Source organism: Amycolatopsis sp. NPDC052450, from assembly GCF_044547565.1.
Lineage (GTDB): Bacteria > Actinomycetota > Actinomycetes > Mycobacteriales > Pseudonocardiaceae > Amycolatopsis.
On sequence record NZ_JBIUAQ010000030.1, the window covers coordinates 95305 to 109130 of the forward strand.

Genomic DNA, 13826 nt, shown 5'->3' on the forward strand with positions numbered 1-13826 from the left:
CAGGTAGCAGTGGTTCGATATCGATGATACGGTGATCTGGTTAGCAACGGAAACGCTTGATGGGAGCGCGTCATGACTCGGGTAGCGATCGTCACCGGTGGGTCGCGGGGCATCGGCAGGCAGAGCGCCGAGCGGCTGGCGTCCGACGGATTCGCGGTCGTCGTCGTATACGGCGGCGACAAGGACGAGGCACAGGCCGCGGTGGAGGCGATCACCGACGGTGGAGGTCAGGCGATCGCGGCACAGGCCGACGTCGCCGACGAGCAGGCCGTCGCGGCCGTGGTCGACACCGCGGAGAAGACCTTCGGCGGTGTCGACGTCGTGGTCCACGCCGCGGGCACCATGTATCTCGCGCCGGTGGCGGAACTGGATCTCGACCGGCTGGACAGCTTGCACCGCACCAACATCCGCGGCACCTTCGTGGTCGACCAGCAGGCCGCCCGCCGCGTTCGCGACGGCGGCGCGATCATCAACTTCTCCACGTCGGTGCTCGGTCTCGCCCTCCCGGGGTACGCCGCCTATGCCGCCACGAAGGGCGCGGTCGAGGCGATCACCCTCGTCCTCGCCCGCGAACTGCGCGGCCGCGACATCACCGTGAACGCGGTCGCCCCCGGCCCGACCGCCACGGCGCTGTTCCTGGACGGCAAGGACGAGGAGACCATCGCGAGGATGGCGGCACAGCCCCCGCTCGAACGCCTCGGCACCCCGTCCGACATCGCCGAGGTCGTCTCGTTCCTCGCCGGCCCGGCCCGCTGGGTCAACGGCCAGGTGCTCCGTGCCAACGGCGGCATCGTGTGAGCTGAACCGCTACGGCCGACGACCGCTCACGACTCCCGTGGTTCCGTGTCGTCCACTCCGATCCCGCGAAGGTCGTCCGAGGTGAACACCGCGTCCGACGCTCTCCGAGGAGGATGCCGAGCACCAGGTCCATCGTGTCGACGTAGGACTCCCACAGCTTGTCGCGCAGTTCCAGGCTCCGGCTCATCGAAGTGAGCACGGGCACGTCCTGTCCGGCCCGCCCCAGCACCTTGATGAGCAATCCGCCTTCAAGGAAGCCCGATGCCTTGACCGCCAGATGATTCCGGGCAGCGCTGGTGAACAGCATGAACAGGGCGGAGCCGTCGGTCCTGTCGGCAATGCCGTCCCAGGTCAGTTCGATTGCGAAGAGCGATTCCAGCCCTTTGAGCAGCCGTTTCCGGTAAGTACCGAGGGCGTCGTTGTACTCGGATGGGTCATCGGTGAACCCTTGCGAGTATTCGGGCTGAGCCGCGAGGTACGCGAGGACGAACGCGCGGCGGTCGTAGCGTTTGGTCACCGGCGAACCGTAGTGACGAAGCGGGTGGGCCCGCCAACGAAACACGAGCCCACCCCAGTCCTTTATGGACAGAAGATCAGACGACGGTGCCTTCGGAGTCGTCGTCGGAGTCGGTTTCTTCGATCTTCCACTTCAGCTGGAACTCGACCTCTTCTTCGCCGTCACCGCGTTCGTGCTCGATCGAGAACTGCGCGCGGGCGGGGACGCGGAAGCGTTCCCCGGCGATCTGGATGCGGAACGAGGTCTCGGACTCGAGAGCGTCGGCGAGGCGGCGCAGTTTCGCGACGACGTCGGCGGTGGAGTAGACGCGTTCGACGTCTCGGGGAGCGGTTCCGGTCACGGTGTCCTCCAGGGTCCGACACCCTGGCCGGGTGTCCGTGGCGTCATTCAATCGTGTGATCATCGCGTCCGGTCGGCGGGGTCACAGTGACCGGGCGAGGCGGAAGCCGACATCGTCGACACGGAACGTCGGGTGACTGCGGCGCCGTACCGAGGCTCGGCAGCTCCAGTGCTCGTCGAACCAGCCGCCGCCCCGCAGGACCCGGTATTCGCCGTACACCTCGGCGTCGTACACGTCCCAGCACCATTCCCAGACGTTGCCCAGCATGTCGTGCAGTCCCCACGCGTTGGGGGCCTTCCCGCCGACTTCGTGCACGGACTCCGCCGAGTTCTCGCGGTACCAGGCGATATCGTCGAGCGGTCCGTAGCGAGGGCCGGTCGTGCCGGCGCGGCAGGCGTGTTCCCATTCCGCTTCGGTGGGCAGGCGGTAGCCGTTCGCGGATCGATCCCAGGTCGACGAATCCAGCTCATAAGCGGGAGTGAGACCTTCGTCTTCGGACAGGGCGTTGCAGAGTCGCAGGGTGTCCGGCCACGAGACGTCGACGAGGGGAAGCCGGCCGGGCTCGCGGGTGACCGGAACCGGCGCGAGGACGAACGACGCGACAACGACAGCCCAGCTCCGCTGCGTGCGCCGGTCCGAAAGCGTTACCTCGCCTGGCGGCACAGTGATCATCTCCATGGTCCGGTCGATGTTACCCAGGCCGAGGCCACCGGTACGCCATGATGAGCGGGTGCCCCTGCTCATCGAGCCCGCCCTGCCCGCCGGTACGTTCCGATCGCTGCGGCAGCCGTGCCTGATCGTCGACGACAGGCTGGTGCTGCGACCTTGGTGCGCTGACGACGCGGAGGACGTCGAAGCGGCCTTCGCGTGTCCGGCCATCCAGCGCTGGCACGTCCGCCGTGTCGACGGAGCGGACGAGGCCGGCGAGTGGATCGCGGGCTGGGAACAGCGCTGGACGGACGAGACGGACGCCAGCTGGGCGGTGGTCGACGCGCGCGAAGACCGGCCGGTCGGCCAGGTCGGTCTCCGCGCCCTGTCGCTCTTCGAGGCCTCCGCACAGTTGTCCTACTGGGTGCTCCCTGCCGCCCGAGGCGCGGGAATCGCGGGCGGCGCGGTGGCGGCGTTGACGCGGTGGGCGTTCGAAACCGTCCGGCTGCACCGGCTGTTCCTTCTGCATTCCACCGCGAACGCCGCCTCTTGCCGCGTCGCGGACAAGGCCGGATATCGCCTCGAAGGCACCTTGCGTTCTTCGATGCTGCACGCGGACGGGTGGCACGACGTCCACCTGCACGCGCGGCTCAGGAGCGGATCAGCACCTTCCTCCGCAGGACGAGCGGAAGTGCGACAAGGGCGATCGCCGCGCTGATCCAGATGGCGTGCCGATAGTCCCCGGTCGATTCCGTGACGAGACCGGCGAGCACCGGCCCCAGGAACGCGCCGGCGTTGAGCGCGACCGTCGCGAACGAACCACCGAGCGTCGGAGCCCCGGGAGCCACGTGCATCACCCGCGCCACGAGCGCGGAACCGCAACCGAACGACAGTCCACCTTGGACGATCGTCACGAGGAACAGGGCGACGGGCTGCGCGCCGGTCACCGCCAGCACCGCCCAGCCCACCGGCAGGACACACAACGCGAGTACGAGGCCGCGCCTGAGCTCGCCGTCGCCCGTGCGGCCCGCCACCGTGACGCCGAGGAACGCGCCGACACCGAAGGCCGCCAGCAACCCGGAAACCGCCCCGGCCGGAAGGCGGGCGACATCCGTCGCGATGACCGCGAGGAACGCGAACGTCGCGAAGGTCGCGCCGTTGACCAGAGCGGCAAGGACCATCGCCTGCCGGACCGGCGGCGTTTTCAGCTCCCGTGCTTCGCGCTTGATCGAGACTTCCGGTGGGCCTGCCGCGTCGGCGGGTGCGGAACGGAACACCAGAACCAGCGCGGGAAGGCATAACGCGGCGACCGCCCAGAACGCGGAACGCCAGCCCGCGAGCTCACCCAGCACGGCTCCGGCCGGTACCCCGGCGACACACGACAGCGTGATCCCCGCCAACAGGACCGCGGTCGCCCGCGCCTGCTTTCCCTTTGGTGCCAGAGCGATCGCGACCGGCATGGCCACGGCGAGGAAGCCGGCGTTGACGACCGCGGCGACGACCCGGGTGCCGAACAGCAGCGGGAAACTCGTCGTCACGGCGCCGATGACGTGCACCACGACGAAGGCGGCCAGAAACCCGGCCAAGGCCCGGCGGCGAGGCCAGCGTGCGCTGAGTACGGCCATGGCCGGGGCGCCGACGATCATTCCGACGGCGTAGGCCGAGGTCAGCGCGGCGGCCGCGCCCACCGGGACGGACAGTTCACCGGCGATCCCCGGCACGAGACCGGAAGCCATGAATTCGGAGGTGCCTTGCGCGAAGACGGCAAGGCCGAGGACATAGACGAAGAGGGGCAACGGACGACTCCCAGGAGAAAGTGAGCAGGAGGAAGCCGTGCGCGAGACAGGGAAGAACCCGGCCGGACGCACGGAACAGCGCTCCGGTCACCGGGAAGCGAGAGGGCCGATGCCTAACGGCCGGATACGACGACTCGCCGCCGGTTGACCGGCGGCGGGGTTCTGTCCGACTCGGGGCTCGTCACGGGAACGCACATTACACACGGTCGTCGGCGACCCTCAACCCCGTTTGCCGGTCACCGAAGAAAACGAGGCCCGTTCCGCGCACCGGAACGCTTTCGTTGCCCACTCGAATGAAGCAGAGTAATGCGTTCTGACCTGCGGTTTTCGTGATTGTTTCGGTACTGGGAACCGAACTTGGATTCGGTTAACCTCGACTTCATGATTCCCACAGTTGTCTGGGGTACAGGCAACATCGGCCGCGCCTCCATCCGGGCCGTCGACGCGCATCCGGCGCTGGAACTCACCGGTGTGCTCGTGCACGATCCCGCGAAGGTCGGTCGTGACGCGGCCGCGCTCGCGGGAGTCGACGGCGATTCGGGTGTGGCGGCGACCGATGACGTCGAAGCGGTTCTGGCGGCAGGCCCGCGCGCGGTGGTGTACGCGGCGTCCGGCGACATCCGGCCCGCCGACGCGCTGGCCGACATCGTCCGCGCGATCCGGGCGGGAGCGGTGGTGGTGACCCCCGCGCTCTACGCGCTGTACGACCAGCGCAACGCGCCGGAGGAACTGCGGGAGCCGATCCTCGCGGCGATCGCGGAAGGCGGCGGTTCGCTGTTCGTCTCCGGCGTGGATCCGGGATGGGGCAACGACATCCTGCCGTTGCTGATCAGCGGGCTCGGCACCACCGTGGACGCGGTCCGCTGCCAGGAGATCTTCGACTACTCCACCTACGACCAACCGGATTCCGTCCGCTACCTGGTCGGGATGGGGCAGCCGATGGACTATCAGCCGCCGATGCTGGCCCCTTCGGTGCCCACGATGGTGTGGGGCGGGCAAGTGCGGCTGATCGCCCGCGGCCTCGGGGTCGACCTGGACGAGATCCGCGAGACGCTCGACCGCCGTCCGCTCGAGGAAACCGTGACCACGCGGGCGATGGGCGAGTTCGAAGCGGGTACGCAAGGCGCGGTCCGGTTCGAGGTGCAGGGGATCGTGGACGGCGAACCCCGCATCGTCATCGAGCACGTCACCCGCATCCACGCGTCGTGCGCGCCGGACTGGCCGATGCCGCCGAGCGGCGACGGGGCGCACCGCGTGATCATCGAAGGCCGTCCGAGGATCGAAGTCTCGGTCGAGGCCACCGACGAGGGCGAGAACCGGTCCGCCGGCGGCAACGCGACCGCGGTCGGCAGGCTGGTCGGCGCCATCGACTGGCTCGTGGATGCCAAACCGGGCCTCTACGACGCATTGGACGTCCCCTTGCGACCGGCGACCGGCAAGCTCGGAAGGAGCGCGCGATGATCATCGACATTCCCGAGGGCAAGGATCCGATCGGCTACGTGTGGGGTGAGATGGTGCCCGGTATCGGCGTCGCGGCCTCGAATCTGTCCCTTGCGGTGTACTCGCACACCACGCTGGGGCTCCGCGAGTTCGAGGCGGCCCGGTTGCGGATCGCGCAGATCAACGGCTGCGTCTTCTGCCTGGACTGGCGGACCGAACGCGACGGGGTGAAGGTCGAAGAGGAGTTCGCCGACGCGGTGACGGAGTGGCGTACCACCGACGCGTTCGACGAGCGGACCCGGCTGGCCGCCGAATACGCCGAACGCTACGCACTCGATCACCACGGCATCGACGACGAATTCTGGAAGCGAATGGGCGAGCACTACAGCCAGAAGGAAATCGTCGAGCTGAGCATGAGCATCGGCTCCTGGCTCGCATTCGGACGGCTGAATCGCGTTTTGGGAATCGACACCGTCTGCGTTCTGCCGAAGTTCTAGGTCGTGAGTGGCAATGAGCGTTAGAACGACCTTTGCCACTCACGACCCCCTGTACCGAAACCGGCGTGAGGTGAAGGCCCGACCCGACCCACTCACGACCGGCCGGGGTCACAGATCGGTGGCCACGATCTTTTCGATGTTCCGTTCCGCCAGCGCGGTGATGGTGACGAACGGGTTCACCGAGGTGTTGCCCGGGATCAGCGCGCCGTCGATCACGTACAGGCCCGGATATCCGTGGAGCCTGCCGTAATTGTCGGTCGCCTTGCCGAGCACCGCGCCGCCGAGCGGGTGGTAGGTGAGATGGTCGCCCCAAATCTTGTACACGCCGAAGAGGTCGGTGCGGTAGATCGTGCCTTCCTTGGAATTGATCTTGTCGAAGATCGTCTTCGCCATGTCGATCGACGGTTGTTTCCAGGCGGTCTGCCAGTTGAGGTCGACCTTGTTCGCACCCGCGTTCCACGAGAACGTCGCCCGGTTGGGGTTCTTGGTGATCGACAGATAGAACGACGCGTAGGTCTCGATGCCGGTCGGCAGGGGCGCGACCTCGGCGAAGGCGCCGCCCGCGGCCCAGTTGTCGATGCCGGCGGTGGGGATGGACGACTGCAGTGCCCCGGTGGCGTCCCACATGTGGTTGGCCCGGCCGCACATGACGTTCCCGTTGTCGCCCCAGCCCTTTCCGACCTCGTTGTGGAGGTTGGGCAGCGCGCCGGTGGCCTTGAGTTTGACCAGGAGTTTGCTCGTGCCGACACTGCCGGCGGCGAAGAACACCTTGTCCGCTGTCACGGACTTGGTCGCGGTCACCGTGCCGCCGGTGTTCAGCTGCTCCATCACCACGGTGTATCCGCCGCCGGCGGCGGGCGTGACCGAGGTGACGCGGTGCAGGGCCGAGATCGTCACCCGGCCGGTGGCCTTGATCCGCGGGAGATAGGTCTGCTGCAACGATTTCTTGCCCGCGTTGTTGCCGTAGAGGATCTCCCCGGCCAGCGCGGACCTCGGCACCGTGCCCGCCTGCTCCTTCTTCATGTAGTCCCAGTCGTAGACGTCCGGGACGAACAGGAACGGGAACCCGGAACGCTGCGCGTGTTTCCGGCCGACGCGCGCGTACTGGTAGCACTCGGCCGTCTCGAACCAGTTCTGGTCGATGGTGGCGACGCCGAGGCCCGCGTTGGCGCGTGGGTAGTAGACGCCGTACATCTCGTCGGCGTTGACCGTGGGCAGGACCGCGTTGAAGTTCTCCCGCTTCGGTGTGACGGCCATCCCGCCGTTGACCAGTGAGCCCCCGCCGACGCCGCGCCCCTGGTAGACGGTGATACCGCTGAACTCCTCGGCGTCGAGGATGCCGGTGTGGCGCGGGACGTCCTTGTCCAGCGGGAAGCCGAGGAAGTTGCTCAGCGGCTGCTTCGTCCGCGTGCGCAGCCAGAAGGACCGGTAGTCCGGGGTGGTGGTGTTGGCGAAGATCTTGCCGTCCGTGCCCGGGGTGTCCCATGCCATGCCGAGTTCGATGAGGTGGACGTCGACGCCGGCTTCGGCCAGCCGGAGCGCGGCGACGCAGCCGCCGTAGCCGGACCCGATGACGAGCGCCGGGATGCGAGCGGCGTCGGCGATCGAACTTTTCGCGTAAGCGGTCCCGCCGAGGGCCGCGGCTCCTAAGATAGAACCAGTTCCAGCGATAAAGAGGCGGCGGGATAACTGTCCGGAAGCGCTTCTCCGCATGGTTTCGTCGCTCACGTGATCTTCCTCACCGTTGAGGGATTTAGAACAAGTTATACCTGTGGCTATGTCGGGTGGCAATAAAGGTGGGACTTCTTTCCCCGTGCTTGGGCCAGGCAGGCGGGCATCGCGACGGCGGATGGGCCACTATGTACTGCTGTGGAGTCCACTCGAGTTGATCGCTGGCTGTGGGCCGTCCGGCTGACCAAGACGCGTCCGGACGCCGCCGCGGCGTGCCGCGGCGGCCATGTCCGTGTGAACGGCAAACCGGCCAAACCCGCGACCACGGTCGTGGCCGGTGACGAGGTCCGTGCGCGGGTCAACGACACGACGCGGATCTTGGAAGTGACCCGGGTGATCCAGAAACGGGTCGGTGCCGCCGATGCCGCGACCTGTTTCCTCGACCGGACGCCCCCGCCGCCGCCCGAGGCCGCCGTGCCGGTCGCGCGACGGGAACGGGGTGCGGGACGTCCGACCAAACGGGAGCGCCGGGTGCTCGATCGCTTCCGTTCCGGCGACTAGAGACCACGCCACGTTCACATACATGGACGTTATTCACATCCGTTGACGGGTGACAGGGACGTGAACTATAAAGACGGAGTCCGGGTGTACACGCCGCAACACCTTCCGTCAGTCCGTCACGGAGGTTTCGGGTGTCCCGAAAAAGTCCTCTTCGTCGTGCCGTCCTCCCGGCGGTCGCCGCCGTGGTCGCCATCGCCGCGCTCCTGCAGGTGCCGCCCGAAGTGGCGGACGCGGCGCCGGGGCCCGGCGCGCTGACCGGCCTCGACCTCGGCGCCGCCAATCGCCGCGCGCCGGTCGCGGGGCTCTACGACTGGTCCAAGGCCGGGTACCGGGGTGGCGCCACGCTTCCCGGCTCCGGTGAAGTCAATCCGAACGCCGCCTGCCAGGTCACCGCGGCGGAACTGGCGAGCCAGTACAACGTCAAGCCCGACGACGGCGCCGACGACACGAACGGGATCCAGGCGGCGATCGACGGGATCAAGAGCGCGTGCTCGCCGTCCGGGAGCTACACCAAGCTGAGCACGATCACCTTCCCGGCAGGCCGGTTCGATGTCACACACGAGATCCACGTCGACGCCGACTACCTGATCCTGCGTGGCGCGGGCAAGGACGCCACGAAGTTCGTCTACAAACCCGACGCGAACACCCTCTACGACTCCCTCACCCCGGACGGTTCCGACTGGGACGAGGACGGGATGACCTCCGGCGCGGGCAAGGGCGGCTGGTTGTGGCCGGGCCGCGGGCTCTTCCGCGTCCAGTCCAGGGGAGTGCACACGTCTTACGCGAGCGATCACGCCTCGGCGCCCGCCAACCGCAAGGACATCTTCGAGGGCACGATCAACGTCCATTGGAAGGCCGGGGTGAAGCTGCGGGGCAAGTCGGGTGACACCGCGTTCGCCGCGCGGATGGGGGACAAGGTCGTCCACCTGGCGAGCAGCGGCGTCCTGACCTCGCTCGCCGTCGGGAACCTGGTCAACATCCGGGCGGCCAACTCGCAGAAGTTCTACGAGCAGCAGCAGGCCACCCCGACCACGTTCCCGCTGCTGAACATGCACATGCGCCAGCAGATCTTCACGATCGCGGCGGTCGACACCACGGCACGCACCATCACCCTGGACAAGCCGCTCGAGTACGACGTGCCGGTGAATTCCACTTCGGACGGTTCGGCCCCGATCGACGGCGCCACGTACGACTCGAAGGCGGCACCGCTGGTCGACCCGGTGGTCGGCGTCGGTTTCGAGAACCTCGGGTTCACACAGGACATGCCGGGCCTGAACCCCGCCGAGGCGAACAACAACTACGGCAACATGGCGCCCGCCGCGGAGATGCACGGGATCGTGTTCAAGTGGGCGGCGAACTCCTGGGTCCGCGGCATCCGCGCGGAGATGACCGGTTCGCATCCGATCGTCACCGAGGAGGCCAAGAACCTCCAGATCGTGGACAACGAACTCAACGGCTCATGGAACAAGGGCAAGGGTGGCAACGGCTACTTCCGCGGTTCCCGGGTCTGGGATTCGCTGTATGCCGGGAACACGTCGACCCTGTTGCGGCACTTCACCTTCCAGTGGTCCGCCTCGGGCAACGTCGTGATCGGCAACTCCTTCGACTCCGACCTGAACCTCCACGGCGGCTGGGAGCGCAACAACCTCTTCGAACTGAACACGGTCAAGGTCCCGTACGCGCACCGTTCGGGGAACTGCCGGGCCAACTGCGGTGAAGAGGGCGGAGGCGGTCCCGACGACTCGAACTGGTTCCCGATCTGGTGGGGCGCGGGCAAGAAGGCGGTCAAATGGTCGGGTGCCACCGGCTACCGCAACGTGTTCTTCAACAACGCCATGACCAAGCAGCTCGCGGACAACGGCCCGTATAACGACTTCTACGCCGACCGGCACCGCATCCATGTCTTCGGCTGGGACGGCGCCGCGTACAAGCACCTCGACGTCGGTGGCACCCCGATCACCGACTGGGCGAAGAACGAGCAGCGGGACTACACCGGAGGGCACGGGGTCGACTCGACCAAGACCGACGCCGCGTCGTCGCTGTTCCTGAAGTCGGTCGACGGTACTCCGCCGTCCTCGACGACCGGTCAGACCTCCGCCACGACCGCACCGACCACGACCAGCCAGACTCCCGGTGCTTGCCTGAACGCGACCTTCACCCGTAAATCGGTGTGGGACAGCGGGTACGGCGGCAATTTCACCGTCACCAACAGCTGCCCGGCCGCGGTGGGTTCGTGGGCGGTCGAGTTCGATCTGCCCGCCGGGACGACGATCACCGGTTCGTGGAGTTCGGCGCTGACCAAGTCCGGGCAGCACCACCGGTTCGGGAACGCGACCCACAACGGAAGCGTCAAACCAGGCGGCACGGCGACATTCGGCTTCAACGCCGCCGGTCAGGGGCTCCCCGCCGCGTGCACGATCGCCGGAACGAAATGCGGAGGCACGGAATGACGAGGAAACGACTGCTCGCCGCGATCGCGGCCACGGCGTCCGCGGCGGGCCTGCTCGGCGCCGTCGTCACCGCCGAGGCCGCCGCGCCCAGCCTGTCCGCCGCGTTCACCCAGAGTTCGGTCTGGGACAGCGGATACGGCGGCAAGTACACGCTGACCAACGCGGGGGACGCGAACAGTACACAGTGGACGATCGAATTCGATCTCCCCGCCGGCACCGCGGTCACCACGTCCTGGAGTTCGGTGCTCACCCGCACCGGACAGCACTACAAGGTCACCAACGCGGGATTCAACGGCACGATCAAACCCGGCGGGTCGGCGAGCTTCGGCTTCAACGCCTCCGGACCCGGCCTCCCGACCGGGTGCACGATCAACGGCAGCCCGTGCGGGGGAGGGGCGCCGACCAACACGACCACGGCGCCGACCACCACGCCCACGAGCAAACCGCCGACGACCACCACCACCACCACGGTCCCGGCGGGTGACGTCGTCGACGTGGGCACCGCGGCCGAGTTGCGGGCCGCGCTGGCCGCCGCGAGCCCCGGACGGACCATCCGGCTGGCGGCCGGAACCTACCGGGGTTCGTTCGTCGCCACGAAGCCGGGGACGGCGGCCGCGCCGATCACGGTGACCGGACCGTCGACCGCGGTCCTGATCAACGACGGCCCGTCGGGGGAGGCGCCTTCCTGTCCGGCTCCGACCGCGGGCTGGGACTCCGGGTACGGGTTCTGGCTCTACGGCGCGCCGTACTGGCAGCTCAAGGGCTTCACCGTGCAGGAGTCGAAGAAGGGCATCGTCGCCGACAACTCGCACCACACGGTGATCGAGGGAGTGCGGGTGCACAAGATCGACGAGGAGGCCGTGCACTTCCGCCGTTCCTCGGCCGACAGCGTCATCCGCGACTCGACTATCAGCCACACCGGTCTCGTCCAGGCCGGCTACGGCGAGGGCGTCTATCTCGGCTCGGCGAACTCGAACTGGGCGTGTCACGGAAACTCCGGCGGAGTCGACCGTAGTGACCGGATACAGGTTCTCGACAATCACATCGGACCGTACGTCGCAGCGGAGGCCATCGATGTCAAGGAGGGCACCGCGGACGGCGTCATCCGGGGCAACACCTTCGACGGCCAAGGGGTTTCCGGGCAGAACTCGGCCGATTCCTGGGTCGACGTCAAGGGATCGGGGTACGTGATCGAGGGCAACACCGGCACCTTCGCCTCGCCGGGGACGTTCGCGAACGGCTACGAGACGCACAACCCCGGCACCACCCCGTCGTTCCCGAACGGCTGCGGGAACGTGTGGAGGGACAACAAGTCCGATCTCGGCGGTGTCGGCCAGTACGCCATCAAGATCACGTCGATGTCGAAGTGCCCGGAACGGCCCAACGTCGTCTACGCGTCCAACACCGTGTCGAGGGCGGTGAACGGGCTGACCAACATCCCCGTCACACCCTGACGGACGCCGGTGGCGGGAGCGGCGCGGCTCCCGTCACCGGCCGGTCAGTCCCGGACCGCGGTGATCGCGACGGTGGCGTAGCGCACGGTGAAGCGGCCGCCCATCCTGTCGATCGTCGCTCCGACGTCGGCGAGGATTTCGTCTCGCACAACGGGTTCGACCCAGGTGAGCGAGCCGAACGTCGGGAGCTGGTCGAGCCATTCGTCACGGGTGTAGACCCGTTCCCAGTCGTGACGACTTCGCGTCGGCTCGCCGAATCCGCCTGCTTCGCGCAGGCCGTCGGCGACCTTCGCGATGAGCGGTCCGTACGGGTCCGAAGGCTGCTTCGGCACGGTTGTGAGGTCGATCGGTGAATCCGGCACGAGCCGCCGGTACGCGTCCGCCAAGGCGTCCGCGACCTCGTCCGGCGGCTCGGGCACGTGCCAGAACGCGGCGAAGAGGCCGCCGGGCCGCAGTACTTCGGTGGCCTTGACCGCGCCCGCGACCGGATCGACCCAGTGCCAGGCCTGCCCGGAGACGAGCAGGTCGAACCGGCGTCCGGCGGGCTCCCATGCCTCGAACGTCGCCACCTCGACGTCGATCCCGCTCCGGCGGGCGAATTCGGCCATCCGCGGGTCCGGTTCGATGGCCAGCACGGGACAGCCGGCGGCCTGGAACTGGCGAGCTTCGATCCCGGTGCCCGCGCCGACGTCGAGGACCTCGTGGCCGGGAGCGGCGCCGATGAAGTGGTCGATGAGTTCCGGGGGATAGGCGGGCCGGGTCCGGTCGTAGCGGTCGACGTCTGCCCCGAAGGATTCCGCGGCCTGGCGATAGCGGTGGGGTTCTGGCCCCGAAGGTAGAGTGGGCATGTGCCCACCTTAAGTGGGCGCTTGCCCACTCGTCAACGCAAGGGAGTCGTATGCCGACCGGGGTAGCCCTGCGCGCCGTCCGCGCGCAGCTGTTCGAAGCCGCCGAGCGCGTCCTGCTTCGGGACGGGCCGAGTGGGCTCACCAGCCGTGCCGTCACGACGGAGGCGGACTGCGCGAAAGGCGTGCTGCACCGGCATTTCGACGACTTCGACGCGTTCCTCGCCGAGTTCGTGCTGGACCGGATCGAGAAGCTGGACGAGAACGGGCTTCGAGAGGCCGTCGGCACCGGCACGGTCGTGGACAACCTCACCGCGGCGCTCACGGCGGTGTTCGAGTCGGTCGCGGTCGCGATCGTCCCGCTCGTGATCTTCCGCGACGAGCTTCGCGCCCGATTGCGCCGCGAGTGGCCGGCCGGGGTCCCGGTGCTGACCCAGGCCGCCGAGATGATCGCCGCCTACCTCGAGGCGGAGCGCGCGCAGGGCAGGATCGCCGAGCGCGCCGACGTCGAGACGCTCGCGGCCACGCTCATCGGCGCCGCACATCTGCTCTTCGCCGATCGCACGGGTGCCGCGCCGGAGCCGGCGCAGGTGCGGAAGACCGTGGAAGCCGTGATCGGGACTTGACGAAGGCTGAGCCGGTACCGGGTGCAGGCGTGGGGGGGGGGGGGGGGGGGGGGGGCGCGGGGGGGGGGGGGGGGGGGGGGGGGCGGCGGCCCCCCCCCCCCCCCCCCCCCCCCGCCCCGGGCCCCCCCCCCCCAACCCCCACCCCCCCCCCCCCACCGCGGGGGGGGGGGGGGACACAAACCC

14 protein-coding genes are annotated in these 13826 nt (G+C 68.3%); 8 read left to right on the forward strand and 6 right to left on the reverse strand.

The window, feature by feature from the left end:
* Positions 1-72: 72 nt before the first annotated feature.
* Complete coding sequence (locus ACIHAO_RS34640) at positions 73-798, forward strand: SDR family oxidoreductase (RefSeq protein WP_396565072.1); 726 nt, start codon at positions 73-75, stop codon at positions 796-798.
* Here ACIHAO_RS34640 and ACIHAO_RS34645 read toward each other — a convergent pair.
* The 3 genes from ACIHAO_RS34645 to ACIHAO_RS34655 all read right to left on the reverse strand — a co-directional run bounded on the left by ACIHAO_RS34645 (position 758) and on the right by ACIHAO_RS34655 (position 2333).
* On the reverse strand, positions 758-1315 hold the full coding sequence (locus ACIHAO_RS34645) for a hypothetical protein (protein ID WP_396565074.1): 558 nt from the start codon (positions 1313-1315) through the stop codon (positions 758-760). The genes ACIHAO_RS34640 and ACIHAO_RS34645 overlap by 41 nt on opposite strands.
* Positions 1316-1391: 76 nt before the next feature.
* On the reverse strand, positions 1392-1655 hold the full coding sequence (locus ACIHAO_RS34650; protein ID WP_125677397.1) for an amphi-Trp domain-containing protein: 264 nt from the start codon (positions 1653-1655) through the stop codon (positions 1392-1394).
* A gap of 81 nt (positions 1656-1736) precedes the next feature.
* Positions 1737-2333, reverse strand: a complete 597-nt coding sequence (locus tag ACIHAO_RS34655) for a formylglycine-generating enzyme family protein (protein WP_396565077.1) — start codon at positions 2331-2333, stop codon at positions 1737-1739.
* 52 nt (positions 2334-2385) lie between these two features.
* Here ACIHAO_RS34655 and ACIHAO_RS34660 point away from each other — a divergent pair, with 52 nt between their 5' ends.
* Positions 2386-3021, forward strand: coding sequence for a GNAT family N-acetyltransferase (locus tag ACIHAO_RS34660; protein ID WP_396565079.1), 636 nt, complete (start codon positions 2386-2388; stop codon positions 3019-3021).
* Here ACIHAO_RS34660 and ACIHAO_RS34665 read toward each other — a convergent pair.
* Positions 2954-4099, reverse strand: a complete 1146-nt coding sequence (locus ACIHAO_RS34665; RefSeq protein WP_396565081.1) for a Cmx/CmrA family chloramphenicol efflux MFS transporter — start codon at positions 4097-4099, stop codon at positions 2954-2956. The genes ACIHAO_RS34660 and ACIHAO_RS34665 overlap by 68 nt on opposite strands.
* A 381-nt stretch (positions 4100-4480) precedes the next feature.
* Between ACIHAO_RS34665 and ACIHAO_RS34670 the strand changes: the two genes are divergently transcribed.
* Together ACIHAO_RS34670 and ACIHAO_RS34675 are read left to right on the forward strand one after the other, a co-directional pair.
* Entirely contained in the window at positions 4481-5560 is a 1080-nt protein-coding gene (locus ACIHAO_RS34670) for a dihydrodipicolinate reductase (RefSeq protein ID WP_396565083.1), read from the forward strand.
* Entirely contained in the window at positions 5557-6036 is a 480-nt protein-coding gene (locus ACIHAO_RS34675; protein ID WP_396565085.1) for a carboxymuconolactone decarboxylase family protein, read from the forward strand. Before ACIHAO_RS34670 ends, ACIHAO_RS34675 begins: the two co-directional genes overlap by 4 nt.
* Before the next feature lie 108 nt (positions 6037-6144).
* On the opposite strand, the gene ACIHAO_RS34680 is transcribed toward ACIHAO_RS34675, so the two are convergent.
* Positions 6145-7749 carry a GMC oxidoreductase gene (locus ACIHAO_RS34680; RefSeq protein ID WP_396565101.1) on the reverse strand — a complete coding sequence of 535 codons (1605 nt, stop codon included), beginning with the start codon at positions 7747-7749 and terminating at the stop codon, positions 6145-6147.
* Between the two features lie 156 nt (positions 7750-7905).
* Between ACIHAO_RS34680 and ACIHAO_RS34685 the strand changes: the two genes are divergently transcribed.
* The 3 genes from ACIHAO_RS34685 (at position 7906) to ACIHAO_RS34695 (ending at position 12172) form a co-directional block, all read left to right on the forward strand.
* The gene (locus ACIHAO_RS34685) at positions 7906-8268 is read left to right on the forward strand and encodes an RNA-binding S4 domain-containing protein (RefSeq protein WP_396565087.1); all 363 of its coding nucleotides are present in this window, start codon (positions 7906-7908) and stop codon (positions 8266-8268) included.
* Positions 8269-8399: 131 nt separating this feature from the next.
* Positions 8400-10718, forward strand: coding sequence for a cellulose binding domain-containing protein (locus tag ACIHAO_RS34690; RefSeq protein ID WP_396565089.1), 2319 nt, complete (start codon positions 8400-8402; stop codon positions 10716-10718).
* Entirely contained in the window at positions 10715-12172 is a 1458-nt protein-coding gene (locus tag ACIHAO_RS34695; protein ID WP_396565091.1) for a cellulose binding domain-containing protein, read from the forward strand. Before ACIHAO_RS34690 ends, ACIHAO_RS34695 begins: the two co-directional genes overlap by 4 nt.
* A 44-nt stretch (positions 12173-12216) precedes the next feature.
* On the opposite strand, the gene ACIHAO_RS34700 is transcribed toward ACIHAO_RS34695, so the two are convergent.
* A complete protein-coding gene (locus tag ACIHAO_RS34700) occupies positions 12217-13020 on the reverse strand; it encodes a class I SAM-dependent methyltransferase (RefSeq protein ID WP_396565093.1) in 804 nt (267 codons plus the stop codon).
* 50 nt (positions 13021-13070) lie between these two features.
* Between ACIHAO_RS34700 and ACIHAO_RS34705 the strand changes: the two genes are divergently transcribed.
* Entirely contained in the window at positions 13071-13643 is a 573-nt protein-coding gene (locus ACIHAO_RS34705) for a TetR/AcrR family transcriptional regulator (protein WP_396565095.1), read from the forward strand.
* Positions 13644-13826 lie beyond the last annotated feature (183 nt).

Coding starts and splice junctions, on each gene's coding strand:
- ACIHAO_RS34640 (WP_396565072.1), top strand. CDS start 73: ATGACTCGGGTAGCGATCGTCACCGGTGGGTCGCGGGGCATCGGCAGG.
- ACIHAO_RS34655 (WP_396565077.1), bottom strand. CDS start 2,333: ATGGAGATGATCACTGTGCCGCCAGGCGAGGTAACGCTTTCGGACCGG.
- ACIHAO_RS34670 (WP_396565083.1), top strand. CDS start 4,481: ATGATTCCCACAGTTGTCTGGGGTACAGGCAACATCGGCCGCGCCTCC.
- ACIHAO_RS34675 (WP_396565085.1), top strand. CDS start 5,557: ATGATCATCGACATTCCCGAGGGCAAGGATCCGATCGGCTACGTGTGG.
- ACIHAO_RS34680 (WP_396565101.1), bottom strand. CDS start 7,749: ATGCGGAGAAGCGCTTCCGGACAGTTATCCCGCCGCCTCTTTATCGCT.
- ACIHAO_RS34695 (WP_396565091.1), top strand. CDS start 10,715: ATGACGAGGAAACGACTGCTCGCCGCGATCGCGGCCACGGCGTCCGCG.
- ACIHAO_RS34700 (WP_396565093.1), bottom strand. CDS start 13,020: ATGCCCACTCTACCTTCGGGGCCAGAACCCCACCGCTATCGCCAGGCC.
- ACIHAO_RS34705 (WP_396565095.1), top strand. CDS start 13,071: ATGCCGACCGGGGTAGCCCTGCGCGCCGTCCGCGCGCAGCTGTTCGAA.